The organism is Microcoleus sp. D3_18_C2 (assembly GCF_036702395.1).
In the GTDB taxonomy this organism is placed as follows: Bacteria; Cyanobacteriota; Cyanobacteriia; order Cyanobacteriales; family Microcoleaceae; genus Microcoleus.
This window is the reverse complement of the sequence record NZ_JAUBTG010000021.1, coordinates 66,230-90,233: the sequence shown is the minus strand read 5'-3', so window position 1 is coordinate 90,233 and position 24,004 is coordinate 66,230. Positions and strand designations below refer to the sequence as shown.

Here is a 24,004-nt window from a genome sequence, read left to right as displayed (position 1 = left end):
GTCCCGCCCGTCCAAAACGGACGGGCGGGACGCCCATCCCACAATAACAATTAAAATTGTAAGTTATTTAATTCGCGATCCTAAGTGGACTGAATGATACAAGAATCTCTGCCCTTCTAGGGCCCAGAGTTGTCAAATTAACAGCCTCCCAGCGTTCCGCGTTTTTCTGCAAACTTCGATCGGGGGGCGCGATCGAAAACGCTTGATTTCACATGAGAGGAGAAGCCTCTGTCCCTGGGAACCCTTGCCTGGTTAGCGCTAGGTACAGCTACTGTATAGTCCATTTCCTCCCTCTCTACACCACCGCCTGAGAGGATTTCATCTACTGTAATCTTTTTCAGGGAATCCTGGTCTACACTGTGAAAATTTTCTTCAAATTCTTGATTATTTTCCATACCGACCGCCATTGAAAAAAGTGACTAAATAAAAAATTACTAAATATAATATATCCTCAAATCAAGGATCGAGCAATACCCGAAATTTATTTTTTGCTATGAACTCTATGTGTTATTCTGAGTTTGGTAAAAGCTGTTTCTGCTTAGACCGCGATCGCCCCCTTCCCAAATTAAGAAATTTACCCTCTAAAAATTGACATGATTACTGTTGCACTTCCCAAAGGCGGACTGTTAGGAGATAGCATTCGGCTGTTTAAATCGGTTGGATTAGACTTCAGTGCTTTTCTCGATTCCTCGAACCGACAACTTCAAATTTATGACCCGACGGGCACTGCCAAAGCTTTGCTAGTAAGGACGCACGACGTACCTGTTTATGTGGAATACGGTCAAGCGGATTTGGGGATTGCTGGCTATGATGTTTTGCGGGAAAAAAAGCCGAAAGTTGCCAATTTAATTGATTTAAATTTTGGCAAGTGTCGGCTGTCTGTGGCGGTGAAGGAATCTAGTTCTTATCGACGAACGGTGGATTTGCCTCCTCACGGGAGAGTTGCTTCTAAGTTCGTACACTGTGCAAGGGAATATTTTCACAATTTGAATTTGCCGGTGGAAATTGTGCCGCTTTACGGTTCTGTGGAATTGGGGCCTATTACGGGTATGTCGGAGGCAATTGTGGATTTGGTTTCGACTGGCAAAACTTTGCGAGAAAATGGTTTGGTGGAAATTGATGTTTTGTTTGAAAGTTCGGCTTATTTAATCGGTCATCCTCTGAGTTACCGTTTGAATGCGGGGGGGGTGAATGAGTTGATCGGGAAGTTGAGAGAGCAAGTTTTGACCGCTGTTTGATGGTCTAAAATTAGAGTAGACTTATGGCATAAATCTTTCAGTAATAGGGAAAGCACAGACGCAACGCAGATACAATTCACGATAGTTAGGAATGAGAATTAAATAACTTCCACTCTTGAAAGTGGGATGGGCTCTTATAGCCCGTCCTTTTTGGATGGGCTATAAGAGCCCATCCCACAATAACAATTAAATTTGTAAGTTATTTAATTCACGATAGTTAGCGACTTTTTCCAGAGTTCTAAACTCTTGTGGGAAGTAGGGTTTTGGCTTCTCGCCCGCCCTAAAAGTTAAATCTTTATGAGCTAGTATTTGCCGTAAGAAATAGGACTGAAATCCTCAGTACGAACTGGTTCTATTTAGTTGATTTCTGAGCGCTTACTTACAGGTATAAAACCTAGTTTTTCCTGGCAGCGATTGATATAAAAACTGACGACTGTATCAGCAGGGTTTTGTTCGATTAGTTGCTGAAAATATCCCAAGGCTGCGACAAATCTTTCGGATTGCCATCCTTGAATTCCTTTGTCAAATAAACCCTGGGTAAGCTGCTTTGCCTCAGAGTCGGGACAAGAGGCTGCCCAGATTTCGTAGATTTCAATAGCTTGCTGTTTGCCGCGCGGCGTTACTCGATCGATCCAGCGATAGTAATAATTGTTGCTGGGCAAATGGCTGTCAGCAGCAGTCGCCCCAGAAGTAGAAATAATACTCTCCTGTGTTTCCATTTCTAAGTCGCACTTTAATAATAGACTTTCTTTTGAGTGGGAGTTGGAACTTATGCCATTTAGAAATTCTCTCGCATGAACAATGGCATTTTCGCTAACAATAATTTGGCAGCCGTATATTTTAGTTAAATTTTCTAACCGAGAAGCTGTATTTACCACATCGCCGATGACTGTAGAGTCCATGCGGCGATCGGAACCTAAAGTGCCGATCATGCCGATACCTGTGTTAATTCCCGTACCAATATTGACGGGAGATTCTAAATTGTATTGGTGGCGACTGGCATTAAATTCTTGCAAGGTTTCTTGCATTGCTACTGCGGCTTCGATCGCATTCATGGCGTGAGAATTTGGCTGGTCAAATACTGCCATGATTGCATCGCCTAGGTATTTGTCAATAAACCCGCCGTGAGACGTGATGCACTCGTTCATTTTAGTAAAAAAAGCGTTCAACCATTCAAAAGTCTTTCGAGCTTGTTGAGATTCGGCGATCGCAGTAAACCCGCGAATGTCGCAAAATAAAACAGTCAGCTCTTCTTCTGTGGCATTGCCCAACTGAATAGATTCTATTCCTTGCGGCGCAATTCGTTCGAGAAGTTGCTCTGGCACAAATAGCTGAAATTTTTCTGACAGATATTCGTTGGCTTCCCAAGCTGCGGCGATTTGGCGTTTGCTTTGCTCTTTTACCTGCTGGTGGAATTGGGAAGATACTGCTTGCGATCGCATTTGACTCAACTGCAAAATATTTTCCACTTTCGCCAGCAACAAGCGACTGTTAAAAGGCTTTGTCAAATAATCATCTGCCATCATTTCTAACCCTTTGATGCGAGATATATCGTCATCGAGGGCAGTTAAAAAAATCACCGGTACAGTTTGCAATTCCGTATCCTTCCGTAGGATATCGCACACATCAAAACCGTCCATCTCCGGCATCATAATATCTAGTAAAATTAAATCGGGTCGAGAGGCGCGGGCAAGCGAGAGCGCTTCATGGCCAGATAGCGCTGATACTGTAGCGTATCCTTTCAGGTGCAATAACTCTTCGAGTAAAGTCAGATTAGCTGGCTCGTCATCAACCAACATGATGCAGGGCGACTTGTTTGACATGGAATATGATAGGTAAAGTTTGGCCACCGATCGGCAAGGACAAAGGATTTAGGTATTTAGCTAGGATTGACGCACGATCGCCTAGAAATCGGATTTTTTCCGAAAATACTGCATACAGACTTTTAATCGGGGTAAAAAACCCGGTTTCTTTAGTCTAATAGCGTCCAGAACTGATTGTGTTGTGTTCTTTAGTCTTTCCCCTCGTTTCTGAAAAGAGATGTCCCCGATCGATCGCCGAAATAGTTGAGTTAGGTTAATATAAGTTGATTTTACATTCAATCTAAAATTTATCTACTATTGAGTTTAGCGTTTCGCATCATGAAATGTAATAAATTACACCTCTGTGGCAGTGAACCCAGGATTAGTGGCAGTTGGAAAAGTCGGAGGCCCAGCAGTGGCAAATACAATAGTGCGATCGAAGACAGCCTCACGTGGGGCTGTTTTCTTTTTCCCTAATAGTCTTGGACGCACGGGTGGCCAGAAACCGGGTTTTTTTACGAAAATCCTCTGCTGTAGTCCGCAGATTAGGTAAAAAACCCGGTTTCTTTGTCGGCCCTGGCGTAAGTTCTGTCTAAAAAACCGATTCCTACGATCGGTTATCGGCCATGAGGTGTCAAATCAGTGCGATCGGGCAAAGCAAACACAACTTTTAATCGGATATTGGGGACTCGCTGGCGACACAACTGAAGATGTCCGTCAGCGTCCGATCGACTGCGGTATCGCCCGATAATCGCCCACTGCAAATTGGGAAGTAAACGGGCAACCGCCCAAGGCTTGAGGCACTCTTTGTAAGTCATAATGGTTTTGTCTCCATTGCATAAGGGAGCCAGAGCCAGCGCGGACACTTGGTAGGTAGAGGCGCTGGCTTTTGATTTATTACTCATATTATGACGCTAGCGTGTATATGTCAATATGTAATTATTAATATGTATATGCGAAAGTTATAGTTCTGACACTGAAATACTCATAAGCTAATGAGTATGTACAGAGTAAAAATCAAAGTAAAAGAGCTTAGCGAGGAGCGGAACTGGAGCCTGAGCGAACTAAGCAGGCGTTCAGGCGTCCCATACAATACCGTTCGCCGTTATGCTATGCAGCCAATGGCAAAAATAGAAATAGACCCAGTTAGTCGCATTAAGGAAACTTTTGGTTGTTCTTGGGATGAGTTGTTGGAATTGCTTGGGGATGATTCTTTTGATGAGTGAGTGCGATCGCTTGTTCATTTTTATAGGAGGGGTGCGATCGCCCCCACCCTCATCAAATCAATCCACTTGGATGCGATCGCCCTCCGAGACATTACAGAGTGCGATCGCTTAATTGAACAAAAACAACCCCGGATCGACGTGAAAAAACCTCCCCAAAGCCTCAGCTTGTTTCTTGCTGATTTCTAGCCGATCGTTAATTACCTCAACTACCGCCTCACTTGAACCCATAATTTCTACTAAATCCTCTGCTTCTAGACTCCGAGCATCCATTAAATGCAGCAACCTTGACTTGGGCGTTGATGTATTAAGTTGATAGTGCCGATCTTCAAAATCCTCAATCAGTTTTACCAGCAATTCCAACAGCGCATCTTCTTCTGGAGTCTGATTTGGACGTGAGAGTAATTCTTCAACAATTTTCAAAAATATCTCGTTTTCCTCTTCAGTTTTGATAATTCGAGGCTGATATTGAGAGAGCAAGCTACTGTAAATTTTTAGATCAAAAGTAATAGTCATTTTTCCAGGTTTCCTTGTCATACTCGGCGTGAGTGAAAACGTATTTTATATAAATAATTTGCTTCTCATAGTTAATACTCGCGATTAAGCGATATTTATTTCCTTTGATATTAAAAACTGTAAAATTTCCAACTGCTTCAGCTTTGAGATAAACAGCTTGAACTTCAACAAGATTAGTCCAGGCTGCTTTACTGGCAATTTTATACCAGTCATCGAGCGCTTCGCAGGAATCAGCGTGACTTTGGCAGTAGTCTCTTAATTTTTTCCGACTGATAACGTGCATTAGCTATCATTATGATATTTTCTAGATGTCTGAATCCCGTCATCATCTATTATATAGCGCGTCTAAATCATTTCAAGCAAATTTTTATTGGCACTTTGATGGACAAGCTTTTCTCATCCCGTGCAAGCTAACAGTTACTTTGACAAGCTTTGTATAAATGCTGTTTAAGTGAGAAAAGAACGGATAGTAGCGATCGTCAAATTCAAATCCAGCGGCTTGCTCAAATAACCAGAAGCGCCTGCTTCCAAACATCGCTCACTGTCACCGGGCATAGCCATCGCCGTCACCGCAATCATCGGTACCGAATCCCAGACAGGATCTGCTTTAACTCGGCGCATCAACTCAAAGCCGTCAACATCCGGCAACTGAATGTCCATCAAAATCAAATCCGGCAGCAACTCCGGGGCTGCAGAGGCTGCGAGAATACGATCGGCCATCGCCTTCCCATCCGCGAGTATCTCTACCCCGTACCCCTCCAATTCCATCACCTCAGAAATTAACATTTGGTTAAAAAGCTGGTCTTCAACAACCAAAATTCGCTTGCTGGCAATTGGTAAAGCGATCGCAGAAGCAGGAACTAACTTGGTATCCAAAGCACAAGAAGCAAAGTTTCCCAACTGTTGACGCATCTCCGTCAACGGCAGCCAAACGCGGAAAAGACTTCCCCGATCGCAAACAGATTGAAAAGAAACAGTTCCCCCGTGCAATTCTGCCAAACGCTTAGTCAAAGCCAAACCCAAACCTGTACCTTCGTGCCTCCGAGTCAGGGAAGAATCCACCTGTTGAAAAGGTCGAAATAGCAAGTGCCAGCGGTCTTGAGGAATGCCGATGCCGGAGTCTTTTACCTCAAAACAAAAATAAGGAGTGCTGGCATTTATAGGAGAACAATCCGGTCGGTAGTCGCCGTCTATTTCACTGCCGTAGGCCAGACGCCCGCTGAGTTTAACTTGTCCCTGTTCGGGGGTAAATTTGATGGCATTGGAAAGTAAATTAATCACAATTTGTCGCACTCGCCGTTCGTCGAGCCAAACTTTAGTAATACGGTTGTCGAGTTCTAAAGACAAACCGATCCGCTTTTTGTCTGCCCGTGGCTGCATCATTTTCATACAGTCTGTCGCCAGTTCTTGAACGCGAACAGGCTGTAAGTTGAGTTCTACTTTCCCGGCTTCAATTTTAGAAAGATCGAGAATATCGTTGATTAGCTGCAACAAGTGCTGACCGCTTTTTTCGATCAGTTCTACATAGTTGATTTGTCGATCGCTCAACTGTCCGGCCGTTTGCCGCAGCAGCAAGTCAGAAAAGCCGAGAATGCTGTTGAGAGGCGTCCGCAATTCGTGGGACATTGAGGCTAAAAACTCGGATTTCAACTGAGAAGAATACTCTAATTCTTCATTAACTTGGCGCAAGTTCTCTTGTGTCTGAGCCCGCTCGATCGCCGCCCCCAGAGTCCGGCAAGCAGCTTCGAGTACGTCTTGGTGGACGGCGGCTTGCAGTTTTTTGATGTTGCGGGACTCCAGCGTCAGCACTCCGATGATTGTGCCGTTGGTAGCTGCGATCGGAAAAATACCCAGTTGTCCGATTCCCGGATGCCGAAATTCCGGCACGGCATTGGGATGTTGGGCATAATCCTCGACAAACACAGGTTTACCAGTTTTCACCACTTCCCACAGTAAACCGATGCCGTAGGGAATGCCTTGGTCGAGCAATTCTTGCATTCCTGCGACTACTGGTTCCCCGTAAGTAGCCAAAAATTGACTAGAAACTTGGTTGCAAATCCCCGACGCTTGCCGATCGTTTCCCTTGCCGTTAATCACCTTGACATCTCCGAAAGCTGCATTCATTGCCTCTACTAAATAGGTGAGGGCAAACTGACCTATTTCTTGCAAACTGTCAGACTTTTGCAGGCGTTCAGTTAAACCTAAAAGAAAGCTAAGCCGCCTGACTTCTGCGTTCAAGCTAGCTTGGGAGTTTCGGTATACCGTAACGTCTCGAAAGGTAAATAGCCGTCCGCCGCTGTTGGTAATCGTGGCGCACACCTCCAAACAAACCGCATTGGATTGCTCGAAATAAAATGATAAACTTTCATCCTGAGATTTTTCGAGTGCTTGCTGAAACTCTTGCCACTGCTGAAGGGACAAGTAACCCCGATCGACAATTTCCGCAAACAGCAAGTGGCACTTCGGCTTTGTTTCCAGCCATTCTGGGGACAGTTCCCAGATTCCCGCCAATTTTTTGTTAAACAAAACTAAGCAATCAGACGAGTCGAACAGAGCGATCGCATTGTCTACTTGATTGAGAATCAGTTCTTGGTCTGCCCTCAACTGGTGCAAGTCTCTCTCCATTTTCTCTGTGTGTGTAGCTCTTAGTTTCGTTGTCATAACTTTCTAGGGATATGGCAAGAGTTATTGTATAACCCCTTACTTAATCTGACATAACTTTACGTTTTTTGGCAGTGAGGGCGATCGATCTGCCTTGTGATCTGAGACACTTGCTAGTTTACGAGGGCGATCGGATCCCGCTTTGAACTGCGTCGCCTACATTGCTTAATCATGAGGCAATAAGGAGGGAAAGCATAATGACAGAAGCAGAATCTTTTAATAACAATACTGTCGAAATTGAGGGCATCTGACTTGAAACTATTGTGTCCAACCCTGTGCTAAATTGACCCATAATAATAAAAACTAATTCCACTGATAAGAAATCAGCATCTAGCAATCCTCGCATCATTTGTGAATTTCTTACGGACTCCCAGCGCGTTCGGGGAGGGTTGGCGTGGGGTAAAAAAAATACGACTTTTGCAAGAATTGCTATATGTCAAAATGCAATCATGACTTTACCCTTAAATTTTATTAGCAATAACTTGATGATTTGGATTAACTGGTAAAGCAAGTGTTGGATTCAAAAACCTAGGCATAAGGCTCGCTCTAAGCACCCGGAGAAAGTGATATCAGTTTCAAAAAAGCAACTTTAGGCTCGCGATCCCAACCCATACACAATCAGTTATTCCCCATAATTTAATCTAAAATTGTGCGACTGAGCGCTCACGCCGAAGTCGAAAATCTACGAGGGTATGAGTTATGACGATCGCACTTATGAGTAAGGTGTGCAGTGCACACCCTACAAATGCGAGTTAAGCTAATCCGCATTTAAATTGCAGAGTCAAATAAATCTTTACTCTTGTGGGGAGTAGGGGTTGGGCAGGAGATCCCACACTTAACATACAATTTAAATGCTGTACAGGTTAAAGCGTAAGTATGCTTAATATTTCTTAGGATTTTTCGGAAAAGGAATGCCCAAACTTTCGTGAAAAACAACCTGAGTTTTATAAGTCAAGCGCCGGTTAACTTGTTTGATGATTTTTTCCAAAAGCGCATCGCCGGTTTTTTCTATTAAAGGTTGAGACATCGATCGAATAAACTTGGGAAAGCAAACTCCCACAGCCAAATCCAGCTTCCAGCTAGTAATGGTAATCACAGGCGGCAGCTTAGCACGTTCCGAGCTCGGCCAATCGGCGGCAAACTCCTGAGACGGTATCTCCCCTAGCTTCATTGCCGATCGAAAATCCACTTCATACCCAGGCGAGGTATAATTCGGAACCGGAATAGTCTTAATCAAATAGCAGCCTTCAGCATCCGGCGGCAGCAACTCTAAACCAATTCTCGCTTCAACACGGTAGCCGAAAGCCCCAAAACGCCCGATTAATAAATCATAGCCGTTTTCGCCGATCGGCTGGGCCTTCATCGGCGAAGCGCACTGGCAAAACCAACTCTTGTGGTTGTTCAAATGCTTCGCCACCGTCTCCGCATCGGCGTACATCTCCATGCTGTCTTCAAAATGCGTGTGAAACCAAATCGGCTCAACTTCCTCTGGTGCATCCGCGCTTCCACTTTCGGGCTGTCGGAAACTCGCATCTGGGTAGTAATTTTCGTCAGAAGCTTCAAAAGTTTGATATTCAGCGGAATCTTGCTTCATTCTATACTCTCCTGTAATACGCACCGGTCGGGTTGGGGATGTGTTAAGGGAGTTTCCTCCCTACAATTGAGAAATTGATAGCAACAAAACTTACCCTAGTTCAGCATAACTCGACATATGAAAGCATTTGTAGCAGGAGCCACAGGTCAGACTGGCCGCCGCATCGTCGCAGAATTGGTCAAGCGAGGTATTCCCGTGCGCGCCTTAGTCCGAAATCTAGACACAGCGAGGCAAATTTTACCACCGGAGGCTGAGTTAGTGACTGGGGATGTATTAAATGCAACTTCCCTAGGCGATGCCATCGGCGATAGTACGGTATTGCTGTGTGCGACAGGGGCGGCCCCTGGTTTTGACCCGACAGCGCCTTACAAGGTGGATTTTGAAGGTACTAAAAATTTGGTGGATGCAGCTAAGGCTAAGGGAATTGAGCATTTTGTGCTGGTGACTTCTCTGTGCGTCTCTCAGTTTTTTCACCCGCTGAATTTGTTCTGGCTGATTTTGGTTTGGAAAAAACAAGCCGAGGAGTATTTGCAAAAAAGCGGCCTAACTTATACGATCGTCCGTCCGGGCGGCCTCAAAAATGAGGATAATTCAGATGCGATCGTCATGACTGGTGCGGACAAAATGTTTGAGAGCAGCATTCCCCGCACCAAGGTAGCCCAAGTGTGCGTGGAGGCGCTGTTTCAGCCGACTTCTCGCAACAAGGTTGTGGAAATTGTGGCGAAGTCGGAGGCTCCGCAAAAGAGTTTTGAGGAGTTGTTTGCCAGTGTGATTTGATTGAATTAGGACGCACGGGTGCCCAGAAACCGGGTTTTTTCACGAAAATACCCGTTGCAGCCAGCAGCAAAGGTAAAAAACCCGGTTTCTTTAGGCCCAGGTAGCGAACAAAGAAACCGGGTTTTTTTACCGAGATTGAGGGTTTTAGGCAAGTTTTTGCTTAAAAAACCCGGTTTCTGGGCATCAGCGCGCAAGTCCCATCAGTACAAACCGCAGGGGAATTGCCAGTTTTCCGATCGCCAAATCTGGCAAAATCTTAATAGTTTTACCATTCGCCCTTAAACTTTCGTTCTCCCAGCATGAAAACTCTCAAGTGGCCAGCTTGGTTCCCCTATCCGATTTCGTGGTTAAGGGCATTTGCTCTCGCTCAGAGTTTTAGTTTTGTCCTTCGCAGGGGCATTCCTTTTGTCAGCGACAATATCGGCTTTCTGAGTCTACTGCTGGCGGCTTGGCTGATTCAGTTGCCTGTGTTCTTTGTTTGTCACTTTTTAGCAGTCAAAATCTTAAATCCCTTACTAATTATGCTGCCGGGGCGCTTTCGCGTTGCGCGCAAGTTCAAGCGTCGGCATACGGGTATTCGATCGCACTTGCGAGAAGGCTTGAATGCTGTTGTAGTGATTTTTTTTGCCTTTAATCTGTCGCTGTTGGTGCAACTTGCGATTTTTTATTGGCCCGCGCGATCGATCGATCCGGCTCAATTACTAACAGGAATATCTACTCTGACAAATGTTGCCATAGCCGGTGAATTAGATTTCTGGATGATTAAATTGGCGGGGGTTTTATCGAGTCTAACGCTGGTAGCCGCGCCGCTATATCAATACGATTTTCGGGTGCGCCGGATGCGGGCGGCTCGAAAATTGGCGGAAATTTCGGAAATGGAAATGAGTTGGCTAGAAGCTGAGAAATTGAGCCGTCGCAAAAGAGGTTTGCTGAGGCGAGCAGAGATTCAAATCCTCGGATTTATACTTTTAATCGGCGCTGTGATTGGCGGCGGTGTTTTTTTGGTTGACAGTTTGCGGGGAAATCAGCAGTTGTCGCAGTCGGTAAGCGGGCGGGGAAAATTCCCGCCGCTGGCTATTAAAACGGGCGATCCTTATATTCGGGCGCTGATGCGTACTATTTCTGCTAGCGAGTCGAATGTTGCTCGCCCTTATCACGTTGTTTACGGTGGCAAATACATATTAGATTTGAGCCGCCATCCTGACTGGTGCGTGAAGATTGTTAATGGCCCGAATCGAGGCAGGTGTACTACCGCTGCGGGCAGGTATCAATTTCTGACTACGACTTGGAAGGAGAAGGCTAAGCGCTATCAGGCGCGTCGTGCTAATTTTTTATTCTGGGAAGATTACAGTTTTGAACCAGAAGATCAGGATGCTGTGGTTTATGCTTGGTTGAGCGATCGCAAGTTTTGGAAAGCTGATATTTCTGAGATGTTGCGACAGGAAAGATTAACTGACGTGTTGCGGATGCTTTCGGGAACTTGGACGAGTTTGGGATATGGAATTGAAACCAATTCTATGAGTTCTCGTTTGCCGAAAGTCTACCGGGAAATGCTGCGGGAAGAATTGGAAAATGCTGGTTCTTAGGTTAAATTAACACAAAGAAGGGTAGGGACACGGCAGTCTCCATTGGTGTCAACTTAACGTTAAACAGTCCGACTGTCCGACAGTCCGACAGGGAATGAATTCCCTGCCTCAAAGCTAAAGTCCTCGCTATGAGGACTGAGAATAAAATTTTTTAAACTCATTAGTCCTCATAGCGAGGACTTTAGGTATTAGACAGGGGTTTCAACCCCTGGCGGACTGACGGGTAGGCGGGAATATTGATGGACTAAAAGCTTAAGTTGACACCTATGGGCCAAGCCGTGTCCTAGAGATATCCGGTGCAATCCACCATATTTGATATAATAGACCTCTTGCAAAAATGCTTTTCATCAATTGATGGGACGGGCTCTGGGGCTCATCCCACAAGAAAAAATAACTCTTGTGGGATGGGCCCCAGAGCCCGTCCTAATTATTTTTGCAAGAGGTCTAATTACTTCAATTTTGGTAAAAATGCTGTCAAACATTTGTACAATTCTAATCCCGGCCATGCTTGCAGGGGATAAAGCCTGTCGAAATTAATGGGGTTTCCCGGTGCTAATTTCCACTCGGTTTTCTGTGCTGTTTTTGGGGAAATTTCGATCGCTACCGTGATGTTAATAATGTTGTTGTGCTGGGGGATGCCCCGGAAGCAGTAACTTTTGCCCGTGCGTTTGTCGGAATCGCTGCCGGTGATGTATCTGTCTTGTTTGCGAAATTGAATTTCTCGAAAAGGTCGATCGAGCGCAAAGGAGTCTCGGTAGCGGTAGTCTCCGTCGCCCAAGCTTTCGACAGTCGGCCTGATTTGACTTATCACTGTTGCTGCACTAAGAGTTAGCATCATTGATCCGCATTCCTCCTGTGAAATCGGTGATTTTGGTTGCTGGTGTCTGAGTCGTCGTGGGCGGCTGAAACAAACCCGCCGTGTAACAAATTAATAAAAGCCCTTAAGCAGTTTAAGTTGATCCCTATCTATCGTGAATAATTATTTCATGCTTTCATCTCTGTTACCTATCTGAGTAATAATAGAAACATACAGCAAGCCGTGAGAAAATTTACGGGCGCATATTTAGGGATTAATTGACGATACTGCGAGGATACTGCTATGTTTGGCGTGACGCGAGAAACACAAAATTTAGGGCGGGTTGAAACCGGAAATTCCCAACGGCGAGGCTCTTTCACCTCTGCGTCTAAAAGTACCCGTATTCGGCTATCTCGAATTTACAAAGATGAGGCTTTGGTGTCGGCCACACTAGCGGGACTGCCAGCTCTTTTGGCATCCCTGGAAAGCTTTCGCGAGGAGTAGAACCTGGCATTTTCTATTGCTATATATGGCGCGTGGATGCTTGTGATAGCGGCGGCCAACCGAGCAGGGGCTGTTTTGATTGCACCTAAAATCCTCCTCGATTTGAGTAGAGTTTTGCTGTGCTGAACTATTGCAAGACTCAGAAACCTGGTTGTTTATACAAAAACATTTTTACAGCCCTTTGTTATGGTATGAAAAATGGTATAAAAACCAGGTTTATTGGTATGTGTCCGTAAGTCTTGTGTTTACAAAATTTATTTGTCAGTGTCATCGGGTGCGATCGATGCCTCTACCTCTTGGGAGGAACGGCTTAACATAGAGTCGTGCAGGTGTTCGCTGTGCTGCCTTTCTTGAGCCATTAATTCTCTGGCTTTTTCTTCAGCAATTCCCTCCCCATGTGTTTCTAGCTCGTGGGAGGAACGATTGAGCATAGCTTCGTGCAAGTGTTCGCTATGCTGCCTTTCTCGTGCAATTAGTTGTCTAGCTTTTTCTTCAGCGTTCATGAGTAGTATCTCCAATTGTTTGTTTGAAGTGATTCTTATATTAAGATGCCACAATTCGAGGGTAAATGTAGCAAGATTAACATAAAATTTTACAAATAATTGTATAAAAAAAATTGAGTTGGCTGGCGGTGGGTATCGGGATCGGTGGTTGCTGAGCTAATTATTGCCAGACGCCGGAAAAGATATTCTTGACGGCGATCGCAATTCGATTTAAGTCTTCCTTCAGCAGCGGTGGCCAAGAAACTCCTCTGCGGAGTCCAGCTTCAAATTGCTGCAAACCTTCTACTGACAGTAAATGCAGTGCCGATATCAATTGTCGATCGAGCATTGGAGATTCTTGCAGCCCTTCAAACAATATTTTTAAAGCTAATAAAATCGATGTCACCTGTCCGGGTACGGGCGGTTGACCTTGTTTGAGACGCATCAGGAAGGCGTCGGGATTTTTCTTGGTTTCCAGGGCGGTTCCTTGGTCGATCAGAAAACTGCGGGCGGTTTTGTAATCCATTTGACGTGCGATCGATCGGAGTGCAATTAATTAGCAGGCATTATATCACTTTTTGGCTCGCTCAATTTGGTAATATATTTCCATACAGGCTACACTACAGCTACTGGTGAGGTGCGCCCATAAGCACGCTACAGCTACTGATTAGACACGTAGCATTCATCCCACAGTCGCCTGGAGCAAAGTGAAACGGACAGGGAAAAATAAAACAATGGCAAAACACCAAAGAAATAGCAGAAAATCCAAGATTTATCGCTACTTGTGGCTGCTTTTTTTGTGTCTGAGCTTTCTGTTAGTTCCGCTCATCAAAAAAATAGTTGCCTCTACGCCATTTCCCCCACCCGCTCCTATTGAAAATAATGCTAGTTTTGGAGCAAGGATTCAAAGGACGATGGGGCTACTTGCTGCTAGCACTCCAACAGACCGCCGCCAAGTGCGTATTCTATTCTACGGTCAATCCATCACAGAACAAGATTGGTGGAAAGATGTAGTGAAGGATTTAAGACAGCGATTTCCCAATGCAGATTTGATTGTGGAAAATCGGGCGATCGGAGGATTTGCCGCCCCGATTTTAATCCGTCCCAGCGAACACGATTTGTATCCTTTTTATCCAGACTTGCTAATTTTTCACGTCTACGGAGGCGGTGAAGATTACGAAGCCATAATTGCCAATGTCCGCAGCCGCACTGCTAGCGAAATACTCTTGCATTCAGACCATCTTGACTGGATGCCTACAGGCAACAGCGACGATCCAAATTCAGTCAAAAGATACGAATGGCACAACACTCATTCTACTAAATGGCTGCCGGAGTTGGCCGATAAATACGGCTGCGAAATAGCCGAAATTCGTGAACCTTGGCGCAGGTATTTGAAAGACAATCGCTTGCAGCCACAACAGCTATTGAGCGACAGCATTCACCTCAACGATTGGGGAAACTTTCTCCTAGCGGCCCTGATAAAACCGCATCTGCGATACAAGCCAAATTCTCCTCAACCGCCGCAGGATTTAGTGAAAACCTATACAGTTGGCACCGATGTTAAATGGCAAGATGGCAAGTTGGTTTTAGAATTTGAAGGAAATAGAATAGATGCGATCGCCGATAAAACCTTCAACGGCAAAGCAATTTCTGCTAGAATTGCGATCGACGGCAAAAAACCCTCAGAATTTCCTGAACTTTACAGCATCACCAGACCTAGCGTTACTCTTGGCGTCGGTTTGCCAGCAATCATCCAAATATCCAGTCAAAAACCGCTAATCGTCGAAGATTGGAAAGCCGTGATTACTGAGATTAACAGCGACGCCAGCAAGTTTAAATTTGACGTTGTAGGTTCTAAAACAGGTTACGACGGCAGCGGTACAAACGACGAAATGTTTGTCTCAAACTCTGGCCGCGTCGTGATTGAACCGAGAAACTGGTGGCTGAAAAATTCTTATGAAGAGTCTAAAAAACCGACGCCTAAAGGCTTTGAAATTTCCTGGCAAGTGCGACCAATGTTTGTTGATTCATACGTTCCTCCACAAATTACAGATTCAAGCCGCGAGTATTCTACAACATTGGCTCAGAATTTGAGCAACTCCAAACACACCCTCGAAATCGTCCCCGAAACAGATGGGAAAGTTCCAATCCAGGCAATTCGAGTGTATCGCCCTCCTTTCTCCTTCTCCAATCTACCATCTGAAGTTGAGAGTTTTAAACCGCAGATATCAGCGGATGAACACGGATGAACGCTGATGCAATTTTATCGGCGTTTATTTGCGTTCATCTGCGGTTAAAAAAATATTCATGTTATTTTATAGAAATCCTGGTGGCATTCGGGTTGATGATTGTTCAAACCCTTAATATTTAAGCGTCTTGACTCCTGAATCCTGCTATAATCGCCAAGATTATCAACCTTTGAGCATCCTCAACTCGTGAAATATCAACAACGATAAAAAGAAATCTGCTACAAAAATCAACACCCAAGAAGTTACCACCGCCGCCGTTGCAGCTTGGCCTACTCCTTTCCCTCCGCCCACCGTCGTCAATCCCCAACCGCAACCGACAAGGGCAATTATCAACCCAAAAATAAAACTTTTAATCACCACAGTTACTAAATCCCCAGGCCCCAAAAAAGTCCGCACCGATTCCAAAAATACCGACGGTTCCAAATTATAAAAATGAACCGCTACAAATAGCCCGCCCAAAATTCCCACCGCTACCGCAAAAATTGTTAAAATCGGCAGCATGATGCAGCAAGCTATCACCCTCGGCACTACTAAATAATCAACCGGATTTGTTCTTAACATATACAGGGCGTCTATTTGTTCCGTCACCTGCATTTCTCCTATCTCCGCCGCAAAGGCCGAACCTACTTGTCCCGCCACCACGCCCGCCGTTAAAAGTGGTGCTAATTCGCCACAAAATGCCACAGCAAACGCACCTCCCATCGCCCCAACCGCCCCAAAGCGAACCAATTCTCTGGCGGATTGAAATGTAAAAATCATGCCGCCAAAAAAGGCTATTAGCAGCACGGATCGGAAAGAATCCAGGCCTACTGTTACTAAATGTTCCATGATTTTGCGACGGTCAATTTTGCCTTGGAGTATGCGTAGCAGCACTTGGCCCCCCAGGAACAACGTCAAAAAAAACCGCTGAAACCACCTGTTATTGAAGGTTTCATCTAAATGTCGATCGCGCTTTTCTTGGTATTTCTTAACCACTGACGGAGGGCTCGCGATTAATTGCAAACAGGGCGAAGCACTGCTAAATAGAGATTTTCGGCAATCCTACAGCAATTATTGCACGATTTGTCAACATATATTTTTTGTCTCTGGGCCCTGCGGTTGGTGGGTTAGGCGCGGTTTAAGATTTATTTATTGGTGACTTAACTTAATCGCCGCGCCCAACCCACCCTACAATATGACTAAAATCTAAAATCCTAGGACTACGGGAGCAAGTAACAAGTCGATAAACTTATCTAACTGTTCATTATTCTTTTCGGCTTGATCCTTGCCAATTCTCAGCAGTGCCGATATCTTCTCTTCCGAGGCATCATCAATCGGCAGCGGTTGTTCGTGGCTCAAATCGGGAGTAATTCTCAAATATTGATTCGGTCTTTCAACCGCATCATAAATTTGAATTAGTTGATAATTTACAGTTTCAGCAACTCCCGTCATCATGATATTAATCAAAGGCTCTACCCACTCAATTTGACCCCAATTTTTTACTTTTTCGTAGGGGTATTTTTTCTGAGCTTCTCCGGTTCCCAAGGATAAAATTACCATATCTTTTGCTTTCGGGCCTCGGTAGGAGTCATTGTCAGGAATTCTGAATTTATTTCTAACTTCTGCATAAGCACAAAGTGCGGGATTGTTGGCGAAGACTCCCCCGTCAATTAAAGCGTAGCATTCATTGCTAAAAGAATAGATTTTAGAAGCCTCAAAATAAGAGGGAGCTGCCGATGTGGCTCTGGCGATATCTCTAATAAAATAGTCTTCGGCTGGATATTCTTTAGCATCTATTTGATCGAAAAAGTGAGCTTTTCTCCTTTCGATGTCGTAACTGGAAATTAAACAAGGTTTTAGCAGTTCGCTGAGTTTGCAATCTCTAAAATTTTCCCAAAATAATTTTTCTAAGGGCTCGCTGGGATATTTCTCATCTCTCACACCATTTAGAGATCTGACTTTTTGCCACAATGAAGTCTGAAAAACGTCGCGGCCACTCTCAATCGAAAAATTAACAGCGTCTTGGGCTGCCCACCGAGGTCTGGTGGGATTTTCGGCATCGGGACACAAATAGATGCAAGTTAAAATTCCTCCTGCACTCGTGCCGGCGATTAAATCAAAATAGTCAGCTATTCTCGCATCAGGGTTGCCACTTTTTTGTTGCAGCTTTGACTCAACGCTAACTAAAATTTGCGCTGGAATAATTCCTCTAATTCCGCCTCCATCTATGGATAAAATTCTGGTATATTTCGCCATAATTGTTGCCTATTCTGAATATTTTCTCGTTTGCTAATCTCAAATCCCCAAGCCTCCGAATCCATGCACCGCTTAATCTAAAATCTAAAATTTCAAATCTAAATTTAATTGGCGGGCTGCGATCGTATAGCGAAAAATGTATTCTACAATTTCTACGTAATTGTAGGCGGCGGCTGGCGACTCTGCCCAGACTGTAATGCCGTGATCGCGAATTAACAAAGCGGGTACAGAGGGCGCAGAAATGGCAAAAAATTCGCAAATTTCCTTGGCTATCTTAGGGACTTCTAAATAATTTGTAAAGAGGGGTATCGACACTTGCGGGTTTTCCTCCCACATTCCCAAACCTTTCAGCATTTCGATCGCCGGTAAAGGCACTGCATCTCCTGCGGTTAGCCGAGAAACTAAATTTGCCTCGATGGAGTGGACGTGATAGCAAGCTTTCGCGTCTGGAAAACAATTGTAAACGGCTAAATGAATGCTGGTTTCGGCGGAAGGGCGGCTGTCAGCAACAGGTTGCTCGACAATTGCGCCGTCTAAGTTCATTCTGATAAAATCTTGTTCAGTTAACTGCCCTTTCGCGCGGCCACTAGCAGTAATCCAGAAAGTGCCATCTGGTAAGCGGGCTGAAAGATTCCCAGCAGTCCCAACCATCCAACCGCGATCGTAAAAATGTTTGGCTGCTGCAATTAAATCCGATCTCAAATCACCACTCATTCTTGACAAATCCTCAGTTTTTAATCTACTTTTTACGTTAATAGGAATTGCGCTGGTTTATCTAAACGTAGTGCACTGCGTACCTTATATCAAATCCGGTAGCATCGGACTTATATGCACGGGGGCGGGTTTATTATATTGTCTATTATGGGCAATTATTGTTTGTGAACCCGCCCCTACAAAATTTAACATCATACAATACCGATGCAAACGGAATTTATATTACCTGAGAAAGGCGATAGTTTCAATTCCATTTTTGGGACAAATTTTCCAACACATCAAAAAAATTATCCCATTTAGTATAAGGCTTTTGCTGTTCGTCTAGATACTGGGCAAGCCGATCGCGCGCAAACACCGACGAAGCCTGCAAAGCCATATTAAAATCCGTTAGCGAATCTCCGATCGCCACCTGTTCCTCGGCCGGGTGCTGGCCCATCACCCGCACCTTAGACACCAATTCCTCATCTCCTTCAAACTCAGAATTGACTTGCAAGCGAGGGCCACTAGCGTCCACATCCACAGCGTAAATAACCCTCGCCCGGTGTACCAAATCGCCCATTACCGTCTCTACCATAATCCGAAGACCGCCGGAAACGATCGCAAAATCTACCTTTTTTTTGTCCAAAAAATCCAGCAATTCCACCAATCCCGGCCGCATCAGCTTTCCCCTAGAAAATTCCACAATTTCCCCGTAACGTTCCGAGGGAATAGACTCTAGTAACTGCCGCACTCCCGATCGCAAACTCAGCCTTCTAGCGTATATTTCTGGCATCAGTTGAGACGACAGTTCCGGTGCGAAATGCTTGAGCATTGCCACAAAAGTTTCTTCAACAGTTATCGTGCCGTCAAAGTCGCAGAATACCACCCGTTGCTGATTGTTCGGGATTGAAGATTTTGGCTTGTCATCGGTCATTGTCAGTCGCACCTTTCGAGAACAGGAAAAGTTTACACAATTTATCCTACACTGTCGAGCCATCGAGCGCGACTGCCCAAAACTAATAGTGACGTGCTGTTTGTTGGCAATTTCCCGCAGGATTTTATGCAGATTCTTCGAGAGAATCTTCATCATCCAGGGAATCTTCATCATCCAGGGAATCTTCATCATCCAGGGAATCATCCAAGGAATCTTCTACCTCCTGCTTTTGGTTTTTTGTCTTTTGGGGGTTAGACTTAGCAGGCAAACAGATTAAATTATCATCCTCAGTATTAATCAAACCTTTCGATCGCAACTTACCCATCAAGCGCGTCACCGTCACCCGCGTTGAGCCAATTGCGCTGCCAATTTGAGCGTGAGTCAATGTCCAAGGCAGTCGGTAGCCCCGAACCACATCCGGTTCGCCGTCACCTATGTAAGGTTCGCCGAACTCTTCGATCAACAAAGTGAGAAATCCCAGCAGTCGGTCGATCGTCCGGCGCTGTCCCAAAGTGCTCAGCCAGAGAAGTTTCCGCTGGTGTTGGTAGCGAAACGCATCCAAAATTTCCCTACGAAAGTGAGGCCAATTATCCAAGTCGTGCCAATACATCCACACTACGTGAGTTTGATCGGCGTGGGCGTAAGCTTGGAGAGTAAACGGAGACTGAGCAACCAGTTCAAAGGGCTGACCGGCGCCAACGAAGCCCAAAAAAGCTTCTTCTGTAGTTTTGTCAGCGGATTTCGACTTCCCCGCAGCAGCGCTAACTTGAGCACTGCCTACGAGCCGCACAGAACCTTTCTGGACTAAATACAGCAGTCCGGGTCTTGCGGGAATCCGCTCGTCTTTGCTAAAAGTCCGGCAGCGGTAGTGTTCCTGGGCCCAGTCGATAATTCGCTGCCAAGTGATAAACGGTCGATCGATAGTCTCTACAGATGTGGAAGTTGATTGCATAAGTGAGGCTCTGGGATATATTTAAGAGTGAGAAAAACAGCTTCTGCCAGCAGTGCGATACCAAGTGAGACAACCAACCCCCGATCGAGCTTGCACGCTTCTTAACTGTGCTGACTTTTCTTAGTTTTACCGAAATATTTAATGTAGCAAAAAATACATCAAAATGGTATAGTTCAGCAAAAAATTTGTCGTAAATTATTGTATATTTAGCAAAAAAATCGCTATAAAGCCGATTAATTCGATGTAGCCTCGTCCGGGGGAGCCGATCGACTATCTCTGAGATCAGCAGTTTAACGTACAAGAAAAGTGCAAGCGGTAACAGTCGATCGTTGCTCTTACGGTAGGATGAGCCGATATGGATACAGCAAATATGGAGCAGTGCCCGGAAGTTACAGTGAAGTGTTTCTTGCTTTCCAGGTTCCAAAGGGCGATCGGCCAGCAAGAGGCACTAGGGAAAATTCCATTAAATCTCATAGGTGGCACCATTCTCAAGAACGGGCAAGATGCCCATTCCACAAGAGATGAATTTGTTCTCAAGAACAGGCAAGATGCCTGTTCCACAACAAGTGAATTTGGTTGTGGGGTGGGCATCCTGCCCGCCCAAGATGCCTGTTCCACAAAGAGTGAATTTGATTGTGGGGTGGGCATCCTGCCCGCCCATAAAAAGCTTATTGAGAATGGTGCAATATTTCCGTTAAATCGGAGTAAAGATAGCGCGCGGGTGCTGTACGTGTCTGCGATCGCCCTGAAATTGGCTAAAACTTGGCAGCAGACACCGCAGACAATCGCGACCGAGTTGGCCGAAACTCTCGAACCGCTGTGCTACCCAGATTTCGCCGTTAAACTAGCGCCGGCGGGAATTATTGAGTTGGAGTTGACTGATGCAGGTTTAGCCGTCTGGTTGCAGCGTTTAGCTCAAACGAACCTCCCAGTTCCAGAATCTAGAGTATTATCCCCTGTTGTGTCTGCCGATCGACTGTTTCCCATTCAGTACAGCCACGCGCGCTGCTGTTCCCTGCTGCGAATGGCCCACCGCGATCGGATAATTGCGATCGCGCAGCCCGATGTCGCTACAGCGCCGCAAATTTGGTCGCTGGCGAGTCCAAATCCTATCCCTTGGATTGACGAGGGCGATCGACTGCGGTTAGTGCATCCAGCAGAACGCCGTTTAATATCCCAACTGTTAACAGTGCTAGACAATTTATATCCTAATTTTGAGGTAAAAAAACGCGAACAACCTGTCAATTATTTCAAATTAGCCAATAGTTTGAGCGAAGCATTTCAGATTTTTTACAGCCAGTGCCGAATTTGGGGAGAAGTTAAAATAGAACAGCCACAACTCGCCCAAGCTCGATTAGGTTTAATATTAGCAACTCAATCTTTGCTGCGATTTATCCTAGAAAATTTGTTGAACGCTATTGCTCCTTTAGAACTTTGAATTAGTCCGTATAAAAAAGTAACAAGTAGCATAAAAAAAAGTATTTTACTGTATTTTGGCGCTGGTTTCGGACAAGTTTAATTTTTGAAATCGCAGCGATAAATGAGTTATTTTTGCCCGCTTAAACGAATTTCCAAAAAAGTGCGATAACCCGTTATATTATGTCCGGTCGATTCCCTCCGCTTCGCTTCGCCCAAAATCATGTAGGGGCGGGTTCACCAACAATATCTGCCAATAATTGACAATCTCAAAAACCCGCCCCGGCCGGGATATTATGGTCAATCGATCGGACATGATATTACTCTTTGACAGAGAAATAGCAGCAGCGCTATGCAGTTTAAACCAGTGTGAATTTTCCGCCAGCGGTGCGATCGCTCCTGATTAATTTCCGCTGCAATTCCCCACGAAAAAGCCATCAAAAGCGTCCCATCGAGTCCGTAATAAAAATGAGAAACCAGCCATACATTATCCCTGTGAAAAATCCCGTCTTGAAATCCCAAGAAAAAGCCTGCATCTAGTTTAAGGCGTTGCAGGCGAGATTTGCTTTTTTCCTGGTTTTGCGATCGGCAGTGTTACTGTAAATGTACTGCCCACACATTCTTCACTGCTCAACGTAATTTCGCCACCGTGCAAGTCCACGCATTTTTTAACAATGCTCAGCCCCAGTCCAGTACCGGGAATTCGACCGACATTTTTAGCCCGGTAAAATGAATCAAAAAGCCGTCCTTGGTCTGCTAAAGGTATGCCAATTCCTGCATCCTGTACCGAAAAAATAGCCTCGGTTTCAGTAACTTTTAATTCAAAAATTACTTCGGTATTGGGGGCAGAATACTTAATAGCATTGGACAGCAAATTGCCCAGAATTCGCCGGAGCAAGCTTACCTCCAAACACGCCATAGCCGATTGATGGTGATTCACAAAAATCAGCGTCACCCGATCATTTTCAGGTTTCAGCTTCAGGCTGCTCTGAAATTCGCCTACCAACTCATTACAAAACTTTGCTAAGTCTAGCGGTAGCAAGCAAAACCCGGCTTGTCCTGACTCAACACGCCCCAGCAGCAGAACATCATCTAATAACAAATCTATACCTTTGGCGGCTGCTTGAGTTTTGTCTAGAAGTTCTTGTGTTTTCTCATCTGTTAATGTCAACTTGTACTTGCTAAGAAGTTGTGTAGTGCCGATGATGAAATTCAAAGGATTGCGAACGTCGTGGGCAATCATGTACAGCAAAGATGTTTTCATCTCATTGAGTTCTTGGGCTGTTTGCAGAGTGCGATCGAGTTGGTCGTGAGACAATTTGAGAGTTAAAGACAACTGGCGCGATCGCAGCAAAATCTCCACCCGCGCTTGCAATTCAATCTTCTCGATCGGAGCGATAATCAAATCATCAATACTTTGCCAAATAAATTGCGTTGCCATCCCTACATCCGAGCGGGATGTAATCAAAAGAAAAGGCAAGCATACCGGGTGTTCTGCCTGTTTTTGGGCTGCCACCCATTGCCAGTGGCGTTTCAGGGAAATACCGTCAATTATCCCCAGGTCAAAAGATTGATTAAATGGTAAAAAATCCTCACTATTATCTGTGGAGTTTGGCAGCAATACCTCATAGTAAACAGCTAGCCATTCTAATAACAGGCGGCGATTTTCTTTCTGTTCGACAAGCAATAAAATTTGACTCACGCAGATTCTCCTAGCAAGCTGTGCACAATGGATAGCAAATCTCTAACGATCAAAGGTTTTACCAACATATTCCGAGCCCCGTGGCAGAGGCTTTCGTGCCCAATAGCAGCGCTTTGTTTGGGCGAGAGTATCAGAAAAGGGATTTGGTGATTTCGCAGTTGTTCGCAGCAGTCCCAAATCCGGCGATCGAAACCAGAAATATCTACTAAAGCCATCCCGATCCTAGCAGGCTGACTGATAGCTTGTGCAACATCTTCAAAGTTATAAGCCGCGATCATCTGGTATCCTTCTTTGTTAAGAAATTGTGCTAATAGTTCCAAGTTTCGATGATTGCGATCTACGGCTAAAATTATTGATTTGCCAGTCATTTATCAGGTTCCTGTGAATACGGGTTATACCATTTTAGATTTTAGATTTTAGATTTTAGATTGGAGAGTGAGTGATTATATATGGGTTGGGATGTGGCATAAAGTTGGATTCTTTTTCTATCTGGAATTAGCTTACTTGTCGGCGAACTATTACATAGGTTTTCAGTTGAGTGAAGTACAGATGCTGGGGTACAGGACACTGCCGCGTACCCTGTACCCCTACTGTATTTCATAGAATTAAAAACTACACTACGATAAAAGTCGAAAAATACACAA

General features: G+C 44.9%; 25 protein-coding genes. 7 read left to right on the top strand and 18 right to left on the bottom strand.

Annotated features, from left to right (window positions below; all coding sequences use genetic code 11):
* Positions 1-137 precede the first annotated feature (137 nt).
* Complete coding sequence (locus QUA88_RS15190; protein WP_333053123.1) at positions 138-395, bottom strand: hypothetical protein; 258 nt, start codon at positions 393-395, stop codon at positions 138-140.
* A 198-nt stretch (positions 396-593) separates the two neighbouring features.
* Here QUA88_RS15190 and hisG point away from each other — a divergent pair, with 198 nt between their 5' ends.
* Positions 594-1,238, top strand: a complete 645-nt coding sequence (gene hisG, locus QUA88_RS15185; protein WP_333053122.1) for an ATP phosphoribosyltransferase — start codon at positions 594-596, stop codon at positions 1,236-1,238.
* Between the two features lie 356 nt (positions 1,239-1,594).
* On the opposite strand, the gene QUA88_RS15180 is transcribed toward hisG, so the two are convergent.
* Positions 1,595-3,061: a response regulator gene (locus QUA88_RS15180; RefSeq protein WP_333272430.1), complete on the bottom strand. Its 1,467-nt coding sequence runs from the start codon at positions 3,059-3,061 to the stop codon at positions 1,595-1,597.
* 596 nt (positions 3,062-3,657) lie between these two features.
* Positions 3,658-3,945 (bottom strand): hypothetical protein, encoded by a 288-nt coding sequence (locus QUA88_RS15175; RefSeq protein WP_333053117.1) that lies wholly within the window; start codon positions 3,943-3,945, stop codon positions 3,658-3,660.
* 90 nt (positions 3,946-4,035) lie between these two features.
* Between QUA88_RS15175 and QUA88_RS15170 the strand changes: the two genes are divergently transcribed.
* A complete protein-coding gene (locus QUA88_RS15170; protein WP_333209670.1) occupies positions 4,036-4,266 on the top strand; it encodes a helix-turn-helix transcriptional regulator in 231 nt (76 codons plus the stop codon).
* A gap of 108 nt (positions 4,267-4,374) precedes the next feature.
* Here the strand turns inward: QUA88_RS15170 and QUA88_RS15165 are convergent, their stop codons facing one another.
* The 4 genes from QUA88_RS15165 to QUA88_RS15150 all read right to left on the bottom strand — a co-directional run bounded on the left by QUA88_RS15165 (position 4,375) and on the right by QUA88_RS15150 (position 9,034).
* Positions 4,375-4,779 (bottom strand): transcriptional regulator, encoded by a 405-nt coding sequence (locus QUA88_RS15165; RefSeq protein WP_333053114.1) that lies wholly within the window; start codon positions 4,777-4,779, stop codon positions 4,375-4,377.
* A complete protein-coding gene (locus tag QUA88_RS15160) occupies positions 4,763-5,062 on the bottom strand; it encodes a type II toxin-antitoxin system HigB family toxin (protein ID WP_333053113.1) in 300 nt (99 codons plus the stop codon). Before QUA88_RS15160 ends, QUA88_RS15165 begins: the two co-directional genes overlap by 17 nt.
* Positions 5,063-5,226: 164 nt before the next feature.
* Entirely contained in the window at positions 5,227-7,440 is a 2,214-nt protein-coding gene (locus tag QUA88_RS15155) for an ATP-binding protein (protein ID WP_333053112.1), read from the bottom strand.
* An 880-nt stretch (positions 7,441-8,320) separates the two neighbouring features.
* Positions 8,321-9,034, bottom strand: a complete 714-nt coding sequence (locus QUA88_RS15150; RefSeq protein WP_333053111.1) for a DUF1997 domain-containing protein — start codon at positions 9,032-9,034, stop codon at positions 8,321-8,323.
* Between the two features lie 117 nt (positions 9,035-9,151).
* On the opposite strand from QUA88_RS15150, the gene QUA88_RS15145 reads away from it, so the two are divergent.
* Positions 9,152-9,811 (top strand): NAD(P)H-binding protein, encoded by a 660-nt coding sequence (locus QUA88_RS15145; RefSeq protein WP_333053110.1) that lies wholly within the window; start codon positions 9,152-9,154, stop codon positions 9,809-9,811.
* A gap of 299 nt (positions 9,812-10,110) precedes the next feature.
* Positions 10,111-11,397, top strand: a complete 1,287-nt coding sequence (locus QUA88_RS15140; protein WP_333053109.1) for a glycoside hydrolase family protein — start codon at positions 10,111-10,113, stop codon at positions 11,395-11,397.
* A gap of 448 nt (positions 11,398-11,845) precedes the next feature.
* On the opposite strand, the gene QUA88_RS15135 is transcribed toward QUA88_RS15140, so the two are convergent.
* A complete protein-coding gene (locus QUA88_RS15135; protein ID WP_333053107.1) occupies positions 11,846-12,235 on the bottom strand; it encodes a hypothetical protein in 390 nt (129 codons plus the stop codon).
* Between the two features lie 261 nt (positions 12,236-12,496).
* On the opposite strand from QUA88_RS15135, the gene QUA88_RS15130 reads away from it, so the two are divergent.
* Positions 12,497-12,697, top strand: a complete 201-nt coding sequence (locus QUA88_RS15130) for a hypothetical protein (RefSeq protein WP_333272426.1) — start codon at positions 12,497-12,499, stop codon at positions 12,695-12,697.
* A 254-nt stretch (positions 12,698-12,951) separates the two neighbouring features.
* Here the strand turns inward: QUA88_RS15130 and QUA88_RS15125 are convergent, their stop codons facing one another.
* Positions 12,952-13,200, bottom strand: a complete 249-nt coding sequence (locus QUA88_RS15125; protein WP_333053105.1) for a hypothetical protein — start codon at positions 13,198-13,200, stop codon at positions 12,952-12,954.
* A gap of 160 nt (positions 13,201-13,360) precedes the next feature.
* Positions 13,361-13,705: a hypothetical protein gene (locus QUA88_RS15120; protein WP_015174589.1), complete on the bottom strand. Its 345-nt coding sequence runs from the start codon at positions 13,703-13,705 to the stop codon at positions 13,361-13,363.
* 208 nt (positions 13,706-13,913) lie between these two features.
* Between QUA88_RS15120 and QUA88_RS15115 the strand changes: the two genes are divergently transcribed.
* Positions 13,914-15,428: an SGNH/GDSL hydrolase family protein gene (locus QUA88_RS15115; protein WP_333053103.1), complete on the top strand. Its 1,515-nt coding sequence runs from the start codon at positions 13,914-13,916 to the stop codon at positions 15,426-15,428.
* Positions 15,429-15,590: 162 nt separating this feature from the next.
* Here the strand turns inward: QUA88_RS15115 and QUA88_RS15110 are convergent, their stop codons facing one another.
* From QUA88_RS15110 to QUA88_RS15090, 5 genes are all read right to left on the bottom strand, one after another.
* Complete coding sequence (locus QUA88_RS15110; protein ID WP_333053101.1) at positions 15,591-16,403, bottom strand: MlaE family lipid ABC transporter permease subunit; 813 nt, start codon at positions 16,401-16,403, stop codon at positions 15,591-15,593.
* Between the two features lie 210 nt (positions 16,404-16,613).
* Complete coding sequence (locus tag QUA88_RS15105; protein ID WP_333053100.1) at positions 16,614-17,663, bottom strand: patatin-like phospholipase family protein; 1,050 nt, start codon at positions 17,661-17,663, stop codon at positions 16,614-16,616.
* Positions 17,664-17,747: 84 nt separating this feature from the next.
* The gene (gene mtnB, locus QUA88_RS15100) at positions 17,748-18,377 is read right to left on the bottom strand and encodes a methylthioribulose 1-phosphate dehydratase (protein WP_333209678.1); all 630 of its coding nucleotides are present in this window, start codon (positions 18,375-18,377) and stop codon (positions 17,748-17,750) included.
* Between the two features lie 244 nt (positions 18,378-18,621).
* On the bottom strand, positions 18,622-19,464 hold the full coding sequence (locus QUA88_RS15095) for an HAD-IB family phosphatase (RefSeq protein WP_333240624.1): 843 nt from the start codon (positions 19,462-19,464) through the stop codon (positions 18,622-18,624).
* Positions 19,415-20,242, bottom strand: a complete 828-nt coding sequence (locus QUA88_RS15090) for a Crp/Fnr family transcriptional regulator (RefSeq protein WP_333232006.1) — start codon at positions 20,240-20,242, stop codon at positions 19,415-19,417. Before QUA88_RS15090 ends, QUA88_RS15095 begins: the two co-directional genes overlap by 50 nt.
* 355 nt (positions 20,243-20,597) lie before the next feature.
* On the opposite strand from QUA88_RS15090, the gene QUA88_RS15085 reads away from it, so the two are divergent.
* The gene (locus tag QUA88_RS15085; RefSeq protein ID WP_333272420.1) at positions 20,598-21,680 is read left to right on the top strand and encodes a DALR anticodon-binding domain-containing protein; all 1,083 of its coding nucleotides are present in this window, start codon (positions 20,598-20,600) and stop codon (positions 21,678-21,680) included.
* Between the two features lie 278 nt (positions 21,681-21,958).
* Here the strand turns inward: QUA88_RS15085 and QUA88_RS15080 are convergent, their stop codons facing one another.
* Genes QUA88_RS15080 through QUA88_RS15070 form a run of 3 tightly spaced genes read right to left on the bottom strand, consistent with a single transcriptional unit; the run spans position 21,959 to position 23,728 of the window.
* Positions 21,959-22,180: a DUF4079 domain-containing protein gene (locus QUA88_RS15080; RefSeq protein ID WP_333053095.1), complete on the bottom strand. Its 222-nt coding sequence runs from the start codon at positions 22,178-22,180 to the stop codon at positions 21,959-21,961.
* 19 nt (positions 22,181-22,199) lie between these two features.
* Entirely contained in the window at positions 22,200-23,360 is a 1,161-nt protein-coding gene (locus QUA88_RS15075) for an ATP-binding protein (protein WP_333053094.1), read from the bottom strand.
* Positions 23,357-23,728, bottom strand: a complete 372-nt coding sequence (locus QUA88_RS15070; protein ID WP_333053092.1) for a response regulator — start codon at positions 23,726-23,728, stop codon at positions 23,357-23,359. Before QUA88_RS15070 ends, QUA88_RS15075 begins: the two co-directional genes overlap by 4 nt.
* Positions 23,729-24,004: the final 276 nt, after the last annotated feature.